Genomic DNA, 20,612 nt, shown 5'->3' with positions numbered 1-20,612 from the left:
GATGTTTCTCCTCAAATACATCCTCAGGAATCTGTTCCGGCACCGGCTCCGCTCGGTCCTGACCGTGGTGGGGATCGCCGTGGCGGTGCTCGCCTTCGGGCTGTTGCGCACCCTGGTCGGCCTCTGGTACTCCGGCGCCGAGCACGCCTCCGACACACGCCTGGTCACCCGCAACTCCATCTCCCTCGTGTTCCCGCTTCCCATCTCCTACCTGGAGCGGATCCGCGGAGTGCCCGGGGTGACCACGGTTTCCTACGGCAGCTGGTTCGGCGCCTACTACAAGGAGCCGAAGAACTTCTTCGCCAATTACGCCATCGAGCCCAAGGGGTACATGGAGCTCTACCCCGAGTTCACCCTCTCCCCCCAAGAGAAGAACGACTTTCTCCTGGACCGCAAGGGATGCATCGTCGGGCAGCGCCTCGCCAAGACCTACGGTTGGAAGGTCGGCGACCTGATCACGCTCAAGGGGACCATCTACCCGGGACAGTGGGAGTTCGTGCTGCGCGGCATCTATCACGGCAGGGAGAAGGCGACCGAGGAACGCATCCTTCTATTCCACTGGGATTACCTGAACGAAGCCATGCGCCAGACCGTGCCCAGGCGTGCCGACCAGGTCGGCTACTTCATCGTGGGGGTGAAAAAGCCGGAACTCGCTTCGGAAGTGGCGCTCGCCATCGACTCGCTTTTCAAAAACTCGCTGGCCGAGACGCTGACCGAAACGGAAAAGGCCTTCCATATGGGGTTTGTCTCCATGACCGAGGCGATTATGATCGCGATACAGATCGTTTCCTACATGGTGATCGCCATCATCATGGTGGTAGCGGCCAACACCATGGCCATGACCGCACGGGAGCGCATCGGCGAATATGCCACCCTGAAGACCCTGGGCTTCAAGGGGTGGCACCTGGCTGGGCTCATCTTCGGCGAGTCGGTGATCATCTCCTTTCTCGGCGGCCTGCTTGGTGTCGCCGCCACCTTCCCGGCGGCAAGCTGGATAGAGACTGAGCTGGCCCAGTTTTTCCCCTACTTCAGCGTCTCCGGAGAAACCCTCCTCTTGGAATTGCTGGCTGCCCTCTCCGTCGGCGTAGTTTCCGGTATCTTCCCCACCTGGCGCGGCGCCACCATCCGCATCGCCGACGGCCTGAAGCGGATCGGGTAAACCCATTTTCAACGCAAAGACGCAAAGGCGCGAAGAAAAACGAAAATCTTGTCTTTTACCCTGAAAGGCAGTATAAGAACCCCCCTGTATTTTCTTTTCCTCCAGTACGTTGAGAGCTTCTCTTTGCGGCTTTGCGTCTTTGCGTTACAAAGCCTTCTGCCTTTTTGCCTTGCGTTTTTGATTCTAGGAGGTCCCCGTTGAGATTTCTGCGTCTGCCCAAGGACCGCATCGTCTGGTTGCTGCTCCTGGTCTCCCTGGTCCTGTACCTGGGCGACTACTTCCTGTTCCCCCGCGCCGAGGAGATCGGCTTCAACTTCATGTCCAACGTGGCCTTCCTCCCGGTCTACGTCCTCTTTGTGACCCTGATGATCGAGCGCGTGCTCAAGGAGCGCGAACGCGAGGCGATGATCAAGAAGCTGAACATGGTCATCGGCATCTTCTTCAGCGAGGTCGGCTCGCCGCTGCTGCGGGACCTGCACGACTTCTACCCCGACGGCAAGGAACTCTCCCAGAAACTGGGGGTCACGGTGCGCTGGCACGAGGAGGATTACCGCGCGGCACGGGAATTCCTCAAGGAACACGAGATCCGCCCCGACTCCCGCTCCGGCGACCTCGCCGCCCTCAGGGCCTTCCTGGCCGAGAAGAAGGGGGTGATGCTGTCGCTCATGGAGAACCCGAACCTCCTGGAGCACGAATCCTTCACTGATCTCCTTTGGGCCGTGTTCCACCTGATCGAGGAACTCCAGGCCCGGTGCTCCCTTACCGGACTGCCGGCCAGCGACATGGATCACCTGAGCGGCGACATCAAACGTGCCCACACCAACCTCCTCATGGAGTGGCTCTCCTACATGGCGCACCTGCAAAAGGACTACCCCTACCTCTTCTCGCTCGCGGTCCGCATGAATCCGATGAATCCGGAGGCGCACCCCGAGGTAACCTGAGAAAGAGAAAAAAGTTGCATATTTGCGACGGGTGCCTTATAAGTATCAGCTCCGCAAAAAGCCACTATCCCTCCTGAAAGGTGACCGAAAGCTTTGAAAGAAAAGCAAACTCTGGCAAAACTCCGTCAGGAAATAGATGCGGTGGACGATCGCATCCTGGAACTTCTCAACCAGCGGGCCAAACTCGTGATGCAGGTCGGCGCGGTGAAGACCGAAAACCGCAGCGACTTCCACGTGCCCAGCCGTGAGAGGGAGATCTACGAACGTCTTATCGCGGCGAACCCGGGCCCGTTCCCGGCCGAGGCGGTGCACGGCGTCTTCCGTGAAATCATTTCCGCGTCGCTGGCGCTGGAAAAGCCGTTGAAGGTCGCCTTCCTGGGGCCCAACGCCACCTTCAGCCACCTGGCCGCCATGCAGCACTTCGGCCTGTCGGCTTCCCTGTCGCCGGAGCGCTCCATCCCCGCCGTGTTCGAGGCGGTGGAGAAGGGCGAGGCGTACTACGGCGTGGTCCCGGTCGAGAACACGACCGAGGGGATGATCTCGCACACGCTCGACATGTTCATGGAGAGCGAGCTGAAGATCAACGCCGAGGTCCTTTTGGAGGTGTCCCACTTCCTGCTTTCCAGGACCGGGCGCTTCGAGGACATCAAGAAGGTCTACTCGCACCCGCAGCCCTTGGCCCAGTGCCGCAAGTGGCTCGCCGAGAACCTCCCCAACGTGCCGCTGGTCGACGTTGCCTCCACGACGCTCGCCGCCCAGATCGTGGCCGAGGACTACACCGCGGCGGCCATCGCCAGCGAGTACGCCTCCTCCATTTACAACCTCAAGATCGTCAAGGCCCGCATCGAGGACCAGGTGAACAACTTCACCAGGTTCCTGGTCATCGGGCGCAAGATGGCCGAGGCCAGCAGCGATGACAAGACCTCGCTCATGTTCTCGGTGCGCGACGAGCCGGGCATCCTGCACCGGATGCTGGAGCCGTTCGCCAAGCGCGGCATCAACCTCTCCAAGATCGAGTCCCGCCCCCTCAAGAAGAAGGCCTGGGAATACATCTTCTATCTCGACCTCTCCGGGCACATCTCGGACCCTGCCGTCGGCGAGGCGGTGCAGGATCTGTCCACCTGCTGCCAGTTCGTGAAGGTGCTGGGCTCGTACCCCCGGGCGCGTCAGTGAGGAGGGACTAGCAATGGTCCAGTTCAAGAAGCTGGCCGTAATCGGCGTCGGCCTGATAGGCGGATCCCTGGCCCGCGTCCTGCGTGAGAAGGGGGCTGTGGACGAGGTGGTCGGCATCGGGCGCGGCGAAGCGAACCTGAGGCGCGGCGTCGAATTGGGCGTTTTGGACAGCTACACCACCGACGCCAGGGAAGGGGTCGCCGGGGCCGATCTGGTCTTCGTGGCCACTCCGGTCTGCACCATACCGAAGGTGGTCGCGGAGATTGCGCCTTACCTTGCTCCCGGCTGCATCGTCACCGACGGCGGCAGCGTCAAGGAAAGCGTGGTGACCGCGTGCGAACCGCTCATGCGGGAAGGGACCTTTTTCGTCGGCGGGCATCCCATCGCCGGGACCGAGCACTCCGGCGTCGAGGCCTCTTTTTCCACCCTGTACGTGGGGAGGCGCTGCATCGTCACCCCGACCGCGAATACCGATGCTAGGGCGCTGGAAAAGGTGGTCGAACTCTGGAAGGTGGCCGGTTCCACCGTGCCGCTCATGGATCCCGTGCAGCACGACCTGGTGGTCGCCGCCATCTCGCACCTGCCGCACATGGTGGCCTACTCGCTGGTGAACGCCGTGGACGGCTACGACCGTTTCGGCGGCGACCTGCTCTCCTTCTCCGCCGGCGGATTCCGGGACTTCACCCGCATCGCCTCGTCGGACCCGGTCATGTGGCGCGACATCGCCCTTACCAACCGCGATGCGATCCTGGAGATGATGGACTTTTTCTCCGTGTATCTGGAGAAACTGCGCACATTGGTCGCCGAGGGAGATGCCGACGGCCTGCAGTCCTTCTTCCTGAACTCCAAGCAGAAGCGGGACGCCATTCTCTAGCGGCCGCCGTCCGACGGAGCTGAAAAAATACGAGGTGTTTCATGCAAAGCTACACCGTTAAACCCGCCAAGAGTGTGCGCGGCGAGATCCGCGTCCCGGGCGACAAGTCGATATCGCACCGCTCCATCATGTTCGGCTCCATCGCCAACGGCGTGACCAAGGTCTCGGGTTTCCTGCGCGGCGAGGACGCCCTCGCAACCCTGGAGGCATTCCGCGCCATGGGCGTGCAGATCGACGACGACGGCGAGACGGTGACCATCGTGGGCAAGGGGCTGCGCGGGCTCGAGGAGCCGACCGACGTCCTTGACTGCGGCAACTCCGGCACCTCGATGAGGCTCCTCACCGGGCTTCTCGCTGGTCAGAGCTTCTTTTCGGTCCTCTCCGGCGACAAGTACCTGCGCGCCCGCCCCATGAAGCGCGTGGTCGGCCCGCTCTCCAAGATGGGCGCCCGCATAGGCGGCCGCGCCGGCGGTGAAAAGGCGCCGCTCGCCATCCAGGGCTCACAGCTGAAAGGGATCGAGTACGACTCCCCGGTTTCCAGCGCTCAGGTCAAGTCGGCCATCATGCTGGCGGGGCTTTACGCGGAGGGTGAGACCGTGGTGCGCGAGCCGCACCTCTCCCGCGACCACTCGGAGAGGATGCTGCGCGCGTTCGGCGCCAACGTCGAGACCTTTCCCGGCGGCGTCAAGGTGCGCGGCGGCGCCGAGCTGATCGGACGCGACATCGTCGTCCCCGGCGACATCTCCTCCGCCGCCTTCTTCATGGTGGCGGCGTCCATCGTCCCGGGTGCGGACCTGCTCATCAAGGGGGTCGGCATCAACCCGACCCGCACCGGCATCATCGACATCCTTAAGGGGATGGGGGCGGACCTGGAACTTGTGAACGAGCGCGACGAAACCGGCGAGCCGGTGGCGGACATCCGGGTGCGCTACGCGCAGTTGAAGGCCATGGCGATCTCGGGCGAGGTGGTGCCGCGCGCCATCGACGAGTTCCCGGCCATCTGCATCGCGGCGGCTCTCGCCCAGGGAACCACCGTGGTGAGCGGCGCGGAGGAGTTGCGGGTCAAGGAAACCGACCGCATCAAGGCCATGGCCGACAATCTCAAGCGGGCCGGGGTCACCGTGGTGGAGACACCGGACGGCATGGAAATCACCGGCGTGTCCGCCCTCAAGGCGTGCGCCGCCGACAGCTTCGGCGATCACCGGATCGCTATGTCCATGATGGTGGCAGGGCTGGTCGCACAGGGGGAGACCACGATCTCCGACGTCGACTGCATCGCCACCTCGTTCCCCGGCTTCCATGAACTTCTCGAGGGGGTAGTACAGCGTTGAGTGCAGTGAGAACAAACGGCGTAATCGTAGCCATAGACGGACCTTCCGGGGCGGGCAAGAGCAGCCTCACCAAGCTTTTGGCGCAGCGCCTGGGCTATATCCACATCGACACCGGCGCCATGTTCCGCGCCGTCGCCCTCATGTCCAAGCGCGCCGGCATCGCCAGCGACGATGACGCCGGGCTGGCGGAACTCTGCCGCGGCCTGGAAGTGAACTTCGTGCGTGACGGCGACAGTTGCCGGGTGCTCGCCAACGGCGAGGACGTCTCCCGCGAGATCCGCACCGAGGAGATCGGCCTGCTCACCTCCGCCATCTCGGCCCGGAAACCGGTGCGTGAGGCGCTTTTGACCATGCAGCGCGCCATGGGTGCCAAGGGGGGCGTCATCCTCGAGGGGCGCGACATCGGCACTGTGGTCTTCCCCGATGCCGAGGTGAAATTCTTCCTCTCTGCCAGCGCCGAGGAACGCGGCCGGCGCCGCTACCTGGAGTTGGCCGCCCGCGGCGACCAGGCCACGCTCGAGGAGACCATCGCCAAGGTGATCCAGCGCGACCAGCAGGACGAGGGGCGTGAACACGCGCCGCTCAGGCAGGCCGAGGACGCTCTCGCCATAGACTCCACCACCCTCTCCATCGACGAGGTGCTGGCGGTCATGGAAAACACCGTGCGCAAACGCCTGGGGCAGGGCGACAAGGGGTAACCATGGAAGTGATACTCGCCAAACACGCAGGTTTTTGCTTCGGGGTGAAAAGGGCCACCCATCTCGCCTTTGACGCGGCCGACAAGGGTGGCGACACCTACACTCTGGGGCCGATCATCCATTCTCCGCAGGTGGTGCAGCGGCTCGAGGAGATGGGGGTCAAATCGGTCGAGGATGTGAACGGGATCGGCGACGGCAGCACCGTGATCATCCGCTCGCACGGCGTCGCCGCCGAGGAGCTGGAGGCCGTGGTGCGGGCCAACCTCAAGATCGTGGACGCAACCTGCCCGTTCGTGAAAAAGGCCCAGGAACACGTCGCCACCCTCTCCAGAGAAGGGTATGACGTAGTCGTGGTCGGGGACGCGGTGCACCCCGAGGTGCAGGGGATCGTTTCCTACGCCACCGGCCGGGTCTACGTGGTCAGCTCCGGCAATGACGTGGACCGGCTGCCGCGCATGGCCAAAATGGGCGTGGTGGCGCAGACGACGCAGTCCTTCGAACACCTGAACGAGGTGGTGGCGGCCTGCCTCGCCCGCGGCGGCGAGACCCGGGTCTACAACACCATCTGCGACGCCACCGCGGTGCGCCAGGAAGAGACCAAGAAGCTTGCCGGCGAGGTGGATTGCATGATCGTCATCGGCGGCTTCAACAGCGCCAACACCAGGCGCTTGGCGCAGATCTGCCGCGAACTGCTGCCGCGCACCCATCACATCGAAACCGCCGGGCAGATCGACCCGGCCTGGTTCGAAGGGGTGCAGCGGGTCGGGGTGACCGCGGGGGCTTCGACGCCGAAGTGGCTGATCGACGAAGTGACGGAAACAATTTCGGCCATCGACAAGGATAAAATAGGTTGATATTTTTGTGCGATGTGCTAAATTAGCTCGATTTTATATGGAGATTACACGAGGGGGTAACAGTTTCAATGGGTGATGAAAAACGTACGTTCAAGAAAAAAGATATGCCGATTAGGCGGTTACACGATAATGACGAGGAGCTGGACCAGGCAGAAATGGGTGGCGAGTTCGCCGACCTTTTCCAGGACAGTCTGAGGCAGCCGCAGAGCGGCGAAGTCGTCAAGGCAGTCGTGGTTCAGATCGAGCAGGACGTGGTGCTGGTTGATGTCGGCTACAAGTCCGAAGGTGCTATCCGCATCGCCGAGTTCATCGACGAGAATGGCGACCTGACCGTCAAGGTCGGCGACGAAGTCAACGTCTACTTCGAGCGCGGTGAGAACATCCGCGGCCACATGGTCCTTTCCAAGAAGAAAGCCGATTCCCAGGTTGCCTGGGAAGCTATCGCCGCTGCCGGCGAAGGCGGCACCATCGAAGGCAAGATCACCGGCAAGGTGAAGGGCGGCATGACCGTCGATGTCGGCGTCGAGGCGTTCCTCCCGGCTTCGCAGGTTGACCTGCGTCCCGGCGGCAACATGGACCGCTTTGTCGGCCAGACCTACCAGTTCCGCATCCTCAAGCTGAACAGAAAGCGTGGCAACCTGGTGCTGTCCCGCCGCGTGCTGCTCGAAGAGGACCGTGACAAGGCAAGGACCGAGACCCTGGCCACCCTGAAGGAAGGCGACATCGTCAACGGCGTAGTGAAGAACATCGCCGAGTACGGTGCGTTCGTTGACCTGGGCGGCGTCGACGGCCTGCTGCACGTCACTGACATGTCCTGGGGCCGTCTGGGCCACCCGTCCGAAATGGTCAAGGTGGGCGACACCCTGAAGGTCATGGTGCTCAAGTACGACCGCGAGAAAGGGAAGATCTCCCTGGGCCTCAAGCAGACCGTACCCGATCCGTGGTTGAACGTTGCCGACCGTTACCAGGAAGGCGAGCGCGTCAGCGGCAAGGTGGTGAGCCTCACCGATTACGGCGCATTCATCTCCCTCGAGGACGGCATCGAAGGCCTGGTGCACGTCTCCGAGATGTCCTGGACCCGTCGCGTGCGTCATCCGTCCGAAATCCTCAAGGTTGGTGAGGACGTCGAGGCGGTGATCCTGGGCGTCGATCCGGGCAACCGCAGGATCTCCCTGGGCCTCAAGCAGACCGAGGTGAACCCCTGGACCGTGATCGGCGAGCGTTACCCGGTCGGCACCAAGATCGAAGGCCAGATCAAAAACATCACCGACTTCGGCGTCTTCATCGGCATCGAGGACGGCATCGACGGCCTGGTCCACGTCTCCGACATCTCCTGGACCCGTCGCGTGAAGCACCCGGGCGAGCTGTTCGGCAAAGCGCAGACCGTGCAGGCCGTGGTTCTCAACATCGACGTCGAGAACGAGCGTCTCTCCCTGGGCATCAAGCAGCTGGTTCCGGATCCGTGGGAAGAGATCCCCAGGAAGTACAAGCCCGGCTCCAAGGTTCGCGGCAAGGTGACCTCCGTGACCGACTTCGGCATCTTCGTCGAGATCGAGGAAGGGATCGAAGGTCTGATCCACGTCTCCGAGATCTCCTACGAGAAAGTCGCTTCCCCGAAAGACTTCGCTAACGTCGGCGACGAGCTCGACGCAGTGGTGCTGAACGTGGATATGGTCGAGAAGAAAATCGCCCTTTCCATCAAAGCGCTGCAGACCGCGATGGAGAAAGCGGAAATCGCTTCCTACATGGGCAGCCAGGGTGAGGCAACCTCCAGCTTCGGCGACCTCCTCAAAGAGAAGCTGAAGAAGAGCACTGAAGAATAAACCAGTCACTTCGCCGACTGAATAATCTTATAGATTCATATTTGAGGTGTTTAAATGACTAAGAGCGAATTGATCGACAAACTGGTGGAAGTGCGCGGCGCGCTGACCCGTAAGGATTCCGAGGCGGTAGTCTCCATGGTGTTCGACGCCATGAGCGAGGCTCTCACCAACGGTGACAAGGTTGAGATCCGCGGCTTTGGCAGCTTCACCATTCGTGACCGCGAGCCGCGCGAGGCGAGGAACCCGAAGAGCGGGGAAATCGTCAGCATCCCGAGCAAGAAGACTCCGTTCTTCAAGACCGGGAAAGACCTGCGGGAGCGCGTGAACAACCTCTAGCAGCAAGCAACCGACGGGATCGGCCCGGATGGCGGAATTGGTAGACGCAACGGACTTAAAATCCGTCGGCCTCACAGCCGTGCCGGTTCGACCCCGGCTCCGGGCACCACGGTGAAACACAACTGTAAGAAGGGCTATGTTTAGGCATAGCCCTTTTTCTTTGGGACTGCCGGGTGATTATGAAGGCAACCAATTTCCCGTTGGGATTCGTTGCCGCGACCGGGCTACCTCACGAGGAGCTATCTTCAAGAAAGAACGAAGGGGGACAACATGTCAAAAGTAACCATCGTGGCAAAACTGACCGCAAAGAACGACTGCATCGAGACGGTAAAAGCTGAAGTCATCAAGATGCTTGCTCCGACCCGCCAGGAGAACGGCTGCATCGAGTACCGCTTGCACCAGGACAGCACCGACCCGGCCGTCTTCGTGTTCTACGAAAACTGGGCCAGCCAGGTCGCTTTTGAGCAGCACATGGACTCGGCACACTTCAAGGCCTACGTCGCTGCCGTCAGCGACCTGATCACCGACAAGACCGTAAACCGGCTGACTGAGCTGGTGTGAATGCAGTGCAAGCTGGCGCCGAGGACCGGCTCCAGATCAGGCAGGTTGGTTCAACGTAAAAAGGCGTCTTCCCTCACGGGAGACGCCTTTGTCATATCTAGTACGCTACAGGACGGCTAAAGCTGGATGTACTCCTTGGGATCGGTGTTGGTTGCCATGGTCCAGACGGTGGCGCTCCCTTTCTTCACTATGTACACCGCCAGTTGTTCATAGCCGACCTTGTCGATCCAGGGCTTCAAGAATTCCCGCTTGGCCACGATCTCTTTTTTCAGCTCCAGATCCTCTATGGCCTCTACGGTGCCGGTGATCCGGACCTGGATCAGGTTCTCGAAAATGCCGTTAGTGAAACAGAGCTCGACCTTCGGGTTCTTGCTCAACTGGTGGTAAAGATCCTTGATCTTGCCGGTATTGAAGACGATGCCCTTCTCGTCGGCCCTGTATAACAGCATGCCGCGCACGTGCGGAGTGTCGCCGTCGGCGGTCGCCATGTGGAATATCGGATTGGAGTTCAAAAATTCCATTATTTCTTGCTTGTTCATATCTCGCTCCTTGAAAGCCCGGTGATGGCGCTGCTAGCTTGGACAACGGATATTATACAACAATCGCCCTGCCCGCAAGAAGGTGTCTTGATGTTTTCAATTAAGTATTGCCAATAAAAAGTTTGTGGACGGTGGTGATGAAGCGGCAATTCGGTAAAATGATGGCCTGTATCGGCTTTCCTGTAGGCGCATGGTGCAATCGGTCGCAGCACACAGGTACAGGAGGTTACAGCAATGAAAACAGCCATCGTTCTCCTCGCATTACTGTTTGCCCTGCCGGCTCAGGCCCTCGACAAGGATAAGATTTCCCATTTCGGCGGCGGCGCCATCTTAGGCCTCGCCTTCGACACCGTGCTGTACCACGCCACGGACCTGGAGCGCCCCAAACGGATGGTCACCGCCACCGGACTCGCCATGATCCCCGGCTTTGCCATCGAAGTGGCGGATGAGTTTACCGGTACGCATTTCAGTTGGTATGATCTTCTGGCCGACGGTCTGGGATCGGCGACCGGCATGTTTGCGGGAGAACTCATCAACGGTAAGCTCTGGATAAAGGCATCAGCGCGGCAGGTGCAGCTGACCGGGCGCTGGTGATGTCGAGGTGGCGGTCATGAAAGAAGGACGCGATACAGATCCTGCGCAGCGCTGGGTTGCCACGTTCACCTGGGAGGACCGGCTCATCGCCAGGTTCTTCCCTCGCTTCTTCAAGCGTTATGCGCCTGAGGAGGTGCAGCAGCAGTGGGAGTTGCTGCTGGCGCGCAAGCAGGAGCGCCGCAACAGGTAAACGAGTCTTTTAACCTCGTGCCGATGCCGGCAATGGCAAAGGCCAGGCTGCCGTGGCCGCCTGGCCTTTGTTGTCACGCGTTTGCAAGCCCTCGCAGGGACCTAATCTACTTATTCTCTTTCTGCTCTTTTTGCTCTTTCTTGTCCTTTTTCTCTTTCTTCTCCTTCGGGGGCGCGATTTCCAGTTCGTTGGTCACCTTCCCCTTGCCGACCACGCTGGCAGCAGCCTTTTCCACGGTATTCTTCTCTTCTTCGCTCTTCACCGGCCCTTTCAGGGTGACGTGCCCATTCTTGGTAATGATCTTCACGTTGTGCGCCGTGATGGACAGGGACTTGTCCTTCACCACGGTGCGCCGGATCTCCCGGGTGATCTCCCGGTCGGTCTTGTTCTCCTTTTGCTGCTCGGCGGTCGCGCCCTTGTTCTCTTCCTTGTTCTTCTTGGTGTTATCGGCCTTGGTGTCGCTCTTGGTGGTGTTCTGGGAGGCGTGAACTGCGGGCGGTGTGCCGAAGGCGACGGCGGCTGACAGTGTGGCGGCGAGCAGAATAGTGATCGTTTTCATGGTCCTGACTTCCTCCTTGAGATGTGGTATTGGGATAATTCCCGTTTAAGAATTAGTAAAAACTAATACATTGAGTGTGGTATGTCAATACGTAAGCAACAGAAAGAAGCAGCTAGTGTGACGGCACTACCTGGGAATCCCTTTTTGACTTCTGCAGGTGGTCGGATATTATTAGACTTTTCGAACCACAGTTCCACGGCCACCAGCCAAAGGAGAACGACGATTTCAGCCTCCGACGTTTCTCACATCCGAAACATTGGCATCATCTCCCATATCGATGCGGGCAAGACTACGGTCACTGAGCGTATCCTCTTCTACAGCGGGGAGACGCACAAGATGGGGGAGGTGCACGACGGCCAGGCGGTCATGGACTGGATGCCGCAGGAACAGGAACGTGGCATCACCATCACTGCCAGCGCCACGTCCTGCCGCTGGGGTGACCACCGGCTCAACCTGATCGACACTCCCGGACACATCGATTTCACCATAGAGGTGGAGCGGAGCGTCAGGGTCCTGGACGGGGCGGTGGCCATCTTCAGCGCGGTGGAGGGGGTGCAGCCCCAGAGCGAACTGGTTTGGCGCCAAGCGGACCGCTACCGGGTGCCCCGGGTCTGCCTGATCAACAAGATGGACCGGATGGGAGCCGACCACGACCACGTGCTGGCTCACATGGCCCAACGCTTGGGAGCGCGGGCGGCCTTGTTGCAACTGCCGGTGGGGACCGAGGCGGGGTTCGCTGGAGTGATAGACCTGGTGGGGGAAGAGGTGCTTTCCTTCTCGGACCAGGACCTGGGACGCACGGTAGTGCGGGCGCCGGTGCCCTCCGAGTACGCCGAACCGGTGCGGCTGGCACGCCTTGAGTTGACCGAGGTGGCCGCCGATTTCGATGACAAGGTGATGGCGGACTTTCTGGAGGGGCGCAAGGTGGCGGCGGAGGACCTGCACCGGGCCCTGCGTAAGGGGACGCTTGCCTGCCAGATCTTTCCGGTGCTCCTTGGCACGGCTCTGCGCAACAAGGGGGTGCAGCCGGTCCTCGACGCCGTTTGCCTTTACCTGCCGTCCCCGCTGGATCTCCCGGGCATGGTGGGGAGGCATCCCGTCAGTGGCGAGGCGGAGACATTCAGCTGCGATCCGGACCAGCCGCTGCGCGCGCTGGCGTTCAAGGTGATGGCGGAGGAAGGGAGGCGACTCACCTACCTGCGCATCTACTCCGGCAGGGTGAAGGCGGGGGCCACCGTGCTGAACGCGAGCCGCGGCGGTAACGAGCGCATCAGGCACCTGTTCCACATGCACGCGCACCGCAGGGAGGAGGTCGCCGAGGCGCTGGCGGGAGACATCGTGGCGGTCACCGGGTGCCAGTCGACCCTGACCGGCGACACCCTGTGCGATCCCGCTCGACCTCTGCTCCTGGAAGGGGTGAGCGTGCCGGAGCCGGTGGTCTCCTTGGCCGTGGAGGCGAAGGGGGGGGAGGATCGGGCCCACCTTTTGGGGACGCTCGAGTTTTTCCAGTGGGAGGACCCGACCTTCCGGGTGCACGAGGACAAGGAGACCGGGCAGACCATCCTGACCGGCATGGGGGAGTTGCACCTGGAGATCGTCATCGACCGGCTGCGGCGGGAATACGGCGTGCAGGTGAAAACGGGGCGGCCCAGGGTGGTGTACCGCGAGACGCTCAGGCACGAGGTGACCCGACGCGAACTCTTCACGGCGCTTGCCGACAAGCGTCCGGAACCTGCCGAGCTCTTGCTGCGCCTGGTGCCGCTGCCGCGTGGCACGGGGGTCAGGGTCCTGCTGCCGGACCCGGCGGCGCCGATCGCCGCTGAGCTCCTGGCGGCCGTGCAGGAGGGCCTGCTGGAGGCGTGCAGCGGCGGCTGCCTCACCGGGTACCCGCTCACCGACCTGGAGGTGCGGGTGCAGGAGGTCCCCGTGGAGCAGGGCGCGCCGGCTCCCTCGGAACTCGCCCTGCGCGGGGCGGCCCAGCGCGGCCTGGTGCTGGCGGCGCGCGAGGGAGCTCCCATGCTGCTTGAGCCGATCATGAAGCTGGAGCTGGAGACGCCGACGGAACACTTGGGGAAGGTGCTGGGGGGGCTGCAGCAGAAGAGAGGGAGGGTGGAGGGGCTCGACCGGCGCGGCGAGCTCGAGCTGGTAAAGGCCACCGTTCCCCTCGCCGAGATGTTCGGCTACATGACCGAGCTCCGTAGCGCGACCAAGGGGCGCGGCAGCTACACCATGGAGTTCCAGGGGTTCGAAGAGGCTCCCGCGGAGGTACAGGAGCGCTTCGGCCTCACGTAGGGGGAGGAAACGGAATGGGACTGGCTCCGCAGGTGCCTGTCCCCCTCGGTCAGCAAGTAGTGGGAGGGAGACCTTCGGTCCTGGGTCCCCTGCGTTGGGTGTCGCAGCACTTCATCACCTCGGCGAGCGCCTGCATGCTGTACGGTTTCTGGATGAAGGCGAGGTAGCCCGCTCCCGAGAGCTTCCGGGTCACCTCCTGCTCGCTGTAGCCGCTGGAAATGATCACCTTCACCTCGGCATCAATTTTTCTCAGCTCCTGGTAGGTCTGCTCCCCGTCCATGTGCGGCATGGTCAGATCGAGAACGACGAAGCGCACATCTCCCCGGTCGCGGTACAGTTCCACGGCCTTGGCGCCGCTGAGAGCGGTGACCACCTGGTAGCCCAACTGCTCCAGCATTGAAGCGCCCACGTTACAGATGAACTCCTCGTCGTCAACCAGCAGCACCGTCCCGCTCCCCCGCCAGGTCTCCTCCGGCGCCGGCTGCTGCTCGGCCGCCTCGTCCAGGACCGGCAGGTCGCTGGCAGGCAGGATGACAGTGAAGGTGGTCCCGCGACCGGGTGTGCTCTCCACCTTGATGGCGCCGCGGTGTCCCCTGATGATCCCCAGCACCGCCGACATTCCCAGCCCCCGGCCGGTGAACTTGGTGGTGAAGAAGGGGTCGAAGATGCGCGACAGCGTGGTTTCGTCCATGCCGCAGCCGTCGTCCTCCACCTGTACGAACAGGTATTCCCCCTCCTTGATCTCCTTTTCGGACCAGGCCCCTCTCAGATACAGCTCGTCGAAATGGCGCAAACCGCTGCGGATGGTTATGGTTCCCCCGCGGTCGCCGATCGCCTCGGATGCGTTGATCACCAGGTTCATCACGATCTGGCGCAACTGGGTGGAGTCCGCCTGCACCGGCGGGAGTTCCTGGGTCAGTTCAAGCACCAGCCGGGATTTCTTGGAGATGGAGACTTCAAGCAGGTGGGCCATCTCGGTCAGGAGGCCGTTCAGGCTGACTGGTTCGACCACGAACATCCCCTTGCCGGAGTAGGCGAGCATCTGCCGGGCCAGGTCCGCCGCCCTGATCGCCCCCTTCTCTATGTTCTGCAGGTTCTCCACCGCCGGCGAGCCCGGGTCGATGCGCATGAGTCCCAGGCTGGAGTTGCCGAGGATGCCGGTCAGGATGTTGTTGAAGTCGTGGGCGATGCCGCCGGCCAGGATCCCCAGGCTCTCCAGCTTCTGGGCATGCAGGAGCTGCTGTTCCAGCCTCAGGCGCTCTTCTTCGTGCATGCGGCGCTCCAACTCCGCGGCGGCACGGCCGCTCACCATCTGCAGGATCTCTTCCGCCAGCTCCCGGTTCGACAGCGGTTTGTGGCCGATGGTCGCGATGAGCCCGATGGGAACCCCGGTGGAACTCCATAGCACCACGCCCAGGTAGCTCTCGGCTTTCAGGTCCTGCAGTACCTGGTCGTTGGGGAAAAGCTCGCGCACCCCTTCGCGGTAGCAGCAGATGTTGTTTCCCACCACCTCGCCGCAGGGCGTTTCCTTAAGTGTGTAGCGGACGTTCTCCTCGAAGTTGCCGTTGTAGTAGACCGCGAGGGTGCGGGCCCAGAGGTTTCCTTCCTCCAACTGGTCGATGCAGATGAAATCCATGTCCAGGGTGGTGGCCAGGTAGCGGGCCAGGCGGTGGAAGAACTGCTCTTCCGGCGCGTCGGAGGTGTGGGACTGCGCCAGGAAGGCGAGGCACTCCTCGGTGCGCTTTCGCTTGGTGATCACGTCGAACACGATGACGAAGCAGCCGGGTTCCGGGCTGTAGACGGACACCGAGAGCCACTCGCTGATGGCGTTGATGTAACATTCCATCTGCTCCGGCTTGCCGCTCAGGGCGACGCGCCGGAAGGCGGCCAGCAGTTCCGGGTCCGAATCCCACAGGCGGGGCAGCACCTCGCTCATACGTCTCCCCCCGGCCGCGCGCAGGCCGGTGAGTCGCTCGAAGCTCTTGTTCACCTCCAGGAATACGAAGTCCTGGGGGAGCGAGGAGTCCAGGATCATCCTGCAGTAGGCGAAGCCGTTCATCATGTTGTCGAACAGGGAGCGGTAGCGCTCCTCGCTTTTTTTGAGGCTCTCCTCGGCCTGCTTGCTTCGGGTGATGTCCATGCCGCTCGCCTGGAACTCCAGTATCTGTCCGGCATCGTCCATGATGGCGCTGTTGCTCCACTTCTGCCACACCAGGCGCCCGTCGGGGAGCCAGGCCCGTACCTCCAGCGACTGCCCCTGGTTCTCCTCGGTCATGCTCTCGACGTTTCGGATCAACGCCTCGCGGTCCTGCAGGAAAAAGAAGGGGTAGAAATTCTGCCCCAGCATTTCCTCCCGTTCCTTTTGCAGATAGCGGCAGTAGGTGTCGTTGACGAAGGTGAGCGTGCCGCCGCGCCGGTAACGGACCACGAACTCGGCCTGGGTCTGCACCATGGCATGGTAGCGGGACTCGCTTTCCTGCAGCGCCCTTTCGGCCTCGTGGGTCTCCCTGACGATGACGCAGACATGGGCAGGGGCGCCTCCGTCGGCGGACTTGATCGGCATGGCGTCCATGCAGACCGGCACTAGGCGCCCCCTGCGGCGGTTGTGAATGGCGAGGTTGACGTCGCGGGCGGGTGTGCCCAGGAAGGCGGATGTGGCGGGGTGCTGGTCGGGCGGAAGAGGGGCTCCCTGCGCCGTGCACAGGTGCCATTGGGGCGAGTCGCTGTTGTGTCGCAGGAACAGGTCCCGTTCCATCCCGAAGACCTCCAGAGCGGCGGCATTGACATCCAGCGGTGTGCCGTCAGAAGCCTGGATGAACATTCCCAGGGGCAGATCATCGAACAGGGCGCGGCATTGCTCCAGCGAGTCGAACATCGGCATGTCTCCGTGTTGCCGGTCACTTGGATTCACAACAAGATAGCGTTATATCAGATCGTGCTGAATGTTCAATCAGGGAGGGATGTACCTGTGTGAACTTCCTTACAAATATGAGCAGTCGGTACAGCGTCTGTGACTGTGCATGCTGTCAAGGTTTCGGCATAGTACGACGAAATTTTGGAGCCTTTGTCGCCTTTGTCGCAACCTTTTGTCATGCTCTTTTTCGAGAAATTGCGAGGTTATGACTTTGGTTGAGATATTGCATCAAAGCGGAGACCCGCTGATACTGTCCCAAAAGGAGCAACCACGTGTTCTTGATGCTCGAATCGAACCCTGATCGTAGGACCCATCTTTCCCCCAAGCAACAGCCTCTGCTGGACCGCGAAGCCAACTTCGTTCCCAGGCACGACCTGAGGATGCCAATGCCTCCCCGACAGGTGCGGCTCTTCATCGGTGAAGGGCTTTTCTGCCCGGACGCCCCGCTGCTGTGAAGTCCCGGCTGGCGCGGGGGGGATTTTTCTGCCACAATGTCTCCCGTCCCTGAAGAGGGGCTATGGGGAGGGTTACATGTCCGGATCCGGCGCACCCATCAAGATAGGCGTCAGCTCCTGCCTGTTGGGGGAGAAGGTACGCTACGACGGCGGCCACAAGCACGACCCCTACCTCACCGGCGTACTGGGGAGGTTCTTCAGCTTTGTGCCGGTCTGCCCCGAGGTGGAGTGCGGCATGACAACGCCGCGCGAGGCGATGCGGCTCGAGGGGGACCCGGCACAGCCGCGGCTGATGACTCACCGCACCCGCATCGACAAGACCGAGCAGATGCTCGCGTTCTGCCGCGCCAAGGTGGAGCAGCTGGCGGCCGAGGACCTGTGCGGCTTCATCTTCAAGAAGGGTTCCCCCTCCTCGGGACTGTTCCGGGTCAAGGTGTACCGGGAGGGGATGCCCGCAGCGAGCGGCAGCGGTCTCTTCGCGGCCTCGGTGGCGCGGCGCTTCCCGCAACTCCCGATGGAGGAAGAGGGGAGGCTGAACGACCCGGTGCTCCGGGAGAACTTCATCGAGCGGGTCTTCGCCTTTCGGCGCTGGAAAGACTTTCTCGCGGAGGGGCCCGACCTGGGCAGGCTGGTGCAGTTTCACACCTGCCAGAAGCTATTGATCATGTCGCACAGCACCCAGCTCTACCGCGAACTCGGGGCGCTGGTGGCCACGGGGAAGGAAATCGCCTTTCCAGAACTGCTGGAGCGCTACCAGGAGCTCTACATGAAGGCCCTGGAGCTGCACGCGACCGCGAAGAAGCAGACCAACGTGCTGATGCACATCATGGGATACTTCAAGAAGCACCTCTCGGTCGAGGAGAAGCAGGAACTTTTGCAGCTCATCAAGCAGTACCACGACGGGCTGGTGCCGCTGGTGGTGCCCCTCACCATGCTCAGGCACTACGTCGCCAAGTACCGGCAGGAGTACCTGAGCCAGCAGGTCTATCTTTCCCCCCACCCGGCGGAGCTGATGCTGCGCAACCACGTCTAGCCGGGCTGCCGCCCACCATCCCGAAACCCGCCTATTAGATTTTCTCTATCCCGGAGCGCCCTCTTCGGCTATAGTTTGCCAATTCCGCAACTGACAGAGGTGCCGTATGGAAGCGACACGCGAGATCTACTGGAACGTCAACCATGGCTTCATCTGGGTCATGTACCTCTTCGCCTTGCTCGCCGTCGGCGGGTGCGCCTGGGGCTTCTGGTCGCGGCTGCCGCTGTACCGGCAGGGCAAGCCCCTGGAGCGGTTGGACCGGCTCCCGCTGCGCTTTAAGCTCATGGTGCAAGGGGCCCTGACCCAGGCCAAGGTGCTCCGGGTCCAGGTGCCGGGTACGCTGCACGCCTTCTTTTTCTGGGGCTTTCTGCTCCTTTTCATCGGCACGCTGCTCATCATGCTGCAGGTGGACTTCACCGCGCCGCTCGCGGGGTGGACCTTCCTGAAGGGAACCTTCTACAAGGCCTACTCGCTCACCCTCGACCTGGCCGGCATCATCGCCATCCTCATGCTGGCGGGGCTCTTCGTGCGCCGGTTCCTGGTTCGCCCCCCGGCGCTCCCCACCAAGCGGGACGATTACCTGGCCCACGCACTCCTCTTCACCATTCTGGTCACCGGTTTCGTGGTGGAGGCGCTCCGGATGGCCGCCACCGAGGTGCACCAGAACCCGGAGCTGGCGCGGCTTTCCCCGGGAGGGCTGCTGCTCACCCCACTGTTCGCCGGGATGAGCCTGGCCGGTATCTCGGCGACGCACAAAGCGCTGTGGTGGTTGCACTTCTTCCTGGCCATGGGCTTCATTATCGTGATCCCCTGGACCAAGCTGCGGCACTTGTTCACCGATCCGGCCAACTACCTGTTCACCGACCTGCGCCCCAAGGGGGCCATCGCCACCATCGATCTCGAGGACGAGACCGCGGAGCAGTTCGGGGCCGCCAAAGCCACCGACCTCGCCTGGAAGGACATCTACGACGCCGACGCCTGCACGCTCTGCAAGCGCTGCCAAGACCGCTGTCCCGCCTGGCACACCGAGAAGCCGCTCTCGCCGATGCGGGTGGTGCAGCAGGTAGGGGAGATGGCGCTTAACGAGCCGCAGGGAGACCTGTGCCGTTACATTACCGAGGAGGTGCTCTGGGACTGCACCACCTGCCGCGCCTGCCAGGAAATCTGCCCGGTCGACATCGAGCACGTCAACAAGATCCTCGAAATGCGCCGGAACCTGGCACTCATGGAGGGGAAGTTCCCCGGCGACGAGGTGCGCACTGCCATGAGCAACTACGAGGTGAACGGCAACCCGTTTGGGCTGGCCTGGGCCGAGCGCGGCGCGTGGGCCGAGGGGCTGGACGTGGTCACCCTGGAGAGCGGCGAGCCCTTCGACGTGATGTACTTCGTCGGGTGCTACGCCTCCTTCGACCGCAGGAACAAGGAGGTCGCCAAGGCTTTCGCCAAGATCTGCTCGGCGGCCGGTATCAGGCTCGGCATTCTCGGCAAGGAGGAGAAATGCTGCGGCGAGCCGCCGCGCAAGCTGGGCAACGAGTACCTGTACCAGACCATGGCCCAGGAGAACATCGAGCGCATCAAGGGATATGGAGTGCAAAGAATCGTCACCACCTGTCCGCACTGCTTCAACACCCTGGCGCGCGACTACCGCGATCTTGGCCTGGAGGTTCCGGTTAGCCATTACACCACCTTCCTGGCGGAGCTGGCGGACCAGGGGCGGCTGAAGCTGAGCCCCGGCGAGCGCTTCGACTGCACCTACCATGACTCCTGTTACATCGGCCGCTACGCCGACATCTTCGAGCCGCCGCGCGAGATGCTGCAGCGCCTGGGGGGCAGTATCACCGAGATGGACCGCAACCGCCTGGAAAGCTTTTGCTGCGGCGGGGGAGGGGGGCGCATCCTGGCCGAGGAGAAGGTCGGCACCCGCATCAGCGTGGCCCGGGTGCAGATGGCCGGGGAGACGCACGCTCCGATGCTGGTCTCCAACTGCCCGTTCTGCCTTACCATGTTCGAGGACGGCATCAAGACCGGCGGGCTGGAGGGGGATCTGGCCGTGCGCGACCTGGCTGAGCTGGTAGCGGCGCGGCTGTAAAGGGGACTGGCTCCGAAAGGTGCCTGTCCCCCTTTAGCTCCTTTACCTCCCATGATTAGCACCAAAGGGGACTGGCACCTGCGGAGCCAGTCCCCTCCCTCTCATGAGCTTCATTGACTTGTGCGCTTCATGCGTGCGATAGTGTGATGGGCTTTTTCGTTGCCGCCGGCAGCCGGGACGCCCATATTCCAGTTTTA

19 protein-coding genes and 1 tRNA gene are annotated in these 20,612 nt (G+C 62.2%); 17 read left to right on the top strand and 3 right to left on the bottom strand.

Features of this window, described 5'->3' with window-relative positions; translation table 11 throughout:
• Position 1: 1 nt before the first annotated feature.
• The 11 genes from JFN90_RS09695 to JFN90_RS09645 all read left to right on the top strand — a co-directional run bounded on the left by JFN90_RS09695 (position 2) and on the right by JFN90_RS09645 (position 9,750).
• Entirely contained in the window at positions 2-1,159 is a 1,158-nt protein-coding gene (locus tag JFN90_RS09695; RefSeq protein WP_199394916.1) for an ABC transporter permease, read from the top strand.
• Between the two features lie 197 nt (positions 1,160-1,356).
• Positions 1,357-2,100, top strand: a complete 744-nt coding sequence (locus tag JFN90_RS09690; protein ID WP_199394915.1) for a hypothetical protein — start codon at positions 1,357-1,359, stop codon at positions 2,098-2,100.
• A 93-nt stretch (positions 2,101-2,193) separates the two neighbouring features.
• Positions 2,194-3,273, top strand: a complete 1,080-nt coding sequence (gene pheA / locus JFN90_RS09685; protein ID WP_199394914.1) for a prephenate dehydratase — start codon at positions 2,194-2,196, stop codon at positions 3,271-3,273.
• A gap of 13 nt (positions 3,274-3,286) precedes the next feature.
• Positions 3,287-4,147: a prephenate dehydrogenase gene (locus tag JFN90_RS09680; RefSeq protein WP_199394913.1), complete on the top strand. Its 861-nt coding sequence runs from the start codon at positions 3,287-3,289 to the stop codon at positions 4,145-4,147.
• A 41-nt stretch (positions 4,148-4,188) separates the two neighbouring features.
• Positions 4,189-5,478 carry a 3-phosphoshikimate 1-carboxyvinyltransferase gene (gene aroA / locus JFN90_RS09675; protein WP_199394912.1) on the top strand — a complete coding sequence of 430 codons (1,290 nt, stop codon included), beginning with the start codon at positions 4,189-4,191 and terminating at the stop codon, positions 5,476-5,478.
• Positions 5,475-6,176, top strand: coding sequence for a (d)CMP kinase (cmk, locus tag JFN90_RS09670; RefSeq protein WP_199394911.1), 702 nt, complete (start codon positions 5,475-5,477; stop codon positions 6,174-6,176). Before aroA ends, cmk begins: the two co-directional genes overlap by 4 nt.
• Positions 6,177-6,178: 2 nt before the next feature.
• Positions 6,179-7,030, top strand: coding sequence for a 4-hydroxy-3-methylbut-2-enyl diphosphate reductase (ispH, locus tag JFN90_RS09665; RefSeq protein ID WP_199394910.1), 852 nt, complete (start codon positions 6,179-6,181; stop codon positions 7,028-7,030).
• A 68-nt stretch (positions 7,031-7,098) separates the two neighbouring features.
• Positions 7,099-8,853, top strand: coding sequence for a 30S ribosomal protein S1 (locus JFN90_RS09660; protein WP_199394909.1), 1,755 nt, complete (start codon positions 7,099-7,101; stop codon positions 8,851-8,853).
• A gap of 54 nt (positions 8,854-8,907) precedes the next feature.
• On the top strand, positions 8,908-9,189 hold the full coding sequence (locus tag JFN90_RS09655) for an integration host factor subunit beta (protein WP_015721554.1): 282 nt from the start codon (positions 8,908-8,910) through the stop codon (positions 9,187-9,189).
• Between the two features lie 22 nt (positions 9,190-9,211).
• Positions 9,212-9,298: transfer RNA gene (locus tag JFN90_RS09650), tRNA-Leu, on the top strand.
• 161 nt (positions 9,299-9,459) lie between these two features.
• Positions 9,460-9,750 carry a putative quinol monooxygenase gene (locus tag JFN90_RS09645; RefSeq protein WP_199394908.1) on the top strand — a complete coding sequence of 97 codons (291 nt, stop codon included), beginning with the start codon at positions 9,460-9,462 and terminating at the stop codon, positions 9,748-9,750.
• A gap of 116 nt (positions 9,751-9,866) precedes the next feature.
• Here the strand turns inward: JFN90_RS09645 and JFN90_RS09640 are convergent, their stop codons facing one another.
• Positions 9,867-10,289, bottom strand: a complete 423-nt coding sequence (locus JFN90_RS09640; protein ID WP_199394907.1) for a pyridoxamine 5'-phosphate oxidase family protein — start codon at positions 10,287-10,289, stop codon at positions 9,867-9,869.
• Positions 10,290-10,523: 234 nt separating this feature from the next.
• On the opposite strand from JFN90_RS09640, the gene JFN90_RS09635 reads away from it, so the two are divergent.
• Together JFN90_RS09635 and JFN90_RS09630 are read left to right on the top strand one after the other, a co-directional pair.
• Entirely contained in the window at positions 10,524-10,883 is a 360-nt protein-coding gene (locus JFN90_RS09635) for a VanZ family protein (protein WP_199394906.1), read from the top strand.
• A gap of 16 nt (positions 10,884-10,899) precedes the next feature.
• Complete coding sequence (locus JFN90_RS09630) at positions 10,900-11,073, top strand: hypothetical protein (protein WP_199394905.1); 174 nt, start codon at positions 10,900-10,902, stop codon at positions 11,071-11,073.
• Positions 11,074-11,179: 106 nt separating this feature from the next.
• On the opposite strand, the gene JFN90_RS09625 is transcribed toward JFN90_RS09630, so the two are convergent.
• A complete protein-coding gene (locus JFN90_RS09625) occupies positions 11,180-11,632 on the bottom strand; it encodes a BON domain-containing protein (protein ID WP_199394904.1) in 453 nt (150 codons plus the stop codon).
• Between the two features lie 222 nt (positions 11,633-11,854).
• On the opposite strand from JFN90_RS09625, the gene fusA reads away from it, so the two are divergent.
• On the top strand, positions 11,855-13,924 hold the full coding sequence (fusA, locus tag JFN90_RS09620) for an elongation factor G (protein ID WP_328755543.1): 2,070 nt from the start codon (positions 11,855-11,857) through the stop codon (positions 13,922-13,924).
• A 49-nt stretch (positions 13,925-13,973) separates the two neighbouring features.
• Here fusA and JFN90_RS09615 read toward each other — a convergent pair whose 3' ends face one another.
• Complete coding sequence (locus tag JFN90_RS09615; RefSeq protein WP_199394902.1) at positions 13,974-16,799, bottom strand: hybrid sensor histidine kinase/response regulator; 2,826 nt, start codon at positions 16,797-16,799, stop codon at positions 13,974-13,976.
• 311 nt (positions 16,800-17,110) lie between these two features.
• Here JFN90_RS09615 and JFN90_RS09610 point away from each other — a divergent pair, with 311 nt between their 5' ends.
• The 3 genes from JFN90_RS09610 (at position 17,111) to JFN90_RS09600 (ending at position 20,415) form a co-directional block, all read left to right on the top strand.
• Entirely contained in the window at positions 17,111-17,293 is a 183-nt protein-coding gene (locus tag JFN90_RS09610; RefSeq protein WP_199394901.1) for a hypothetical protein, read from the top strand.
• Between the two features lie 76 nt (positions 17,294-17,369).
• Entirely contained in the window at positions 17,370-18,326 is a 957-nt protein-coding gene (locus JFN90_RS09605; protein WP_199394900.1) for a YbgA family protein, read from the top strand.
• Between the two features lie 106 nt (positions 18,327-18,432).
• Entirely contained in the window at positions 18,433-20,415 is a 1,983-nt protein-coding gene (locus JFN90_RS09600; protein WP_199394899.1) for a heterodisulfide reductase-related iron-sulfur binding cluster, read from the top strand.
• Positions 20,416-20,612 lie beyond the last annotated feature (197 nt).

The organism is Geomonas propionica, from assembly GCF_016458235.1.
In the GTDB taxonomy this organism is placed as follows: domain Bacteria; phylum Desulfobacterota; class Desulfuromonadia; order Geobacterales; family Geobacteraceae; genus Geomonas; species Geomonas propionica.
The sequence above is the reverse complement of the archived record's forward strand: the minus strand, read 5'-3'. Positions and strand labels throughout refer to the sequence as shown.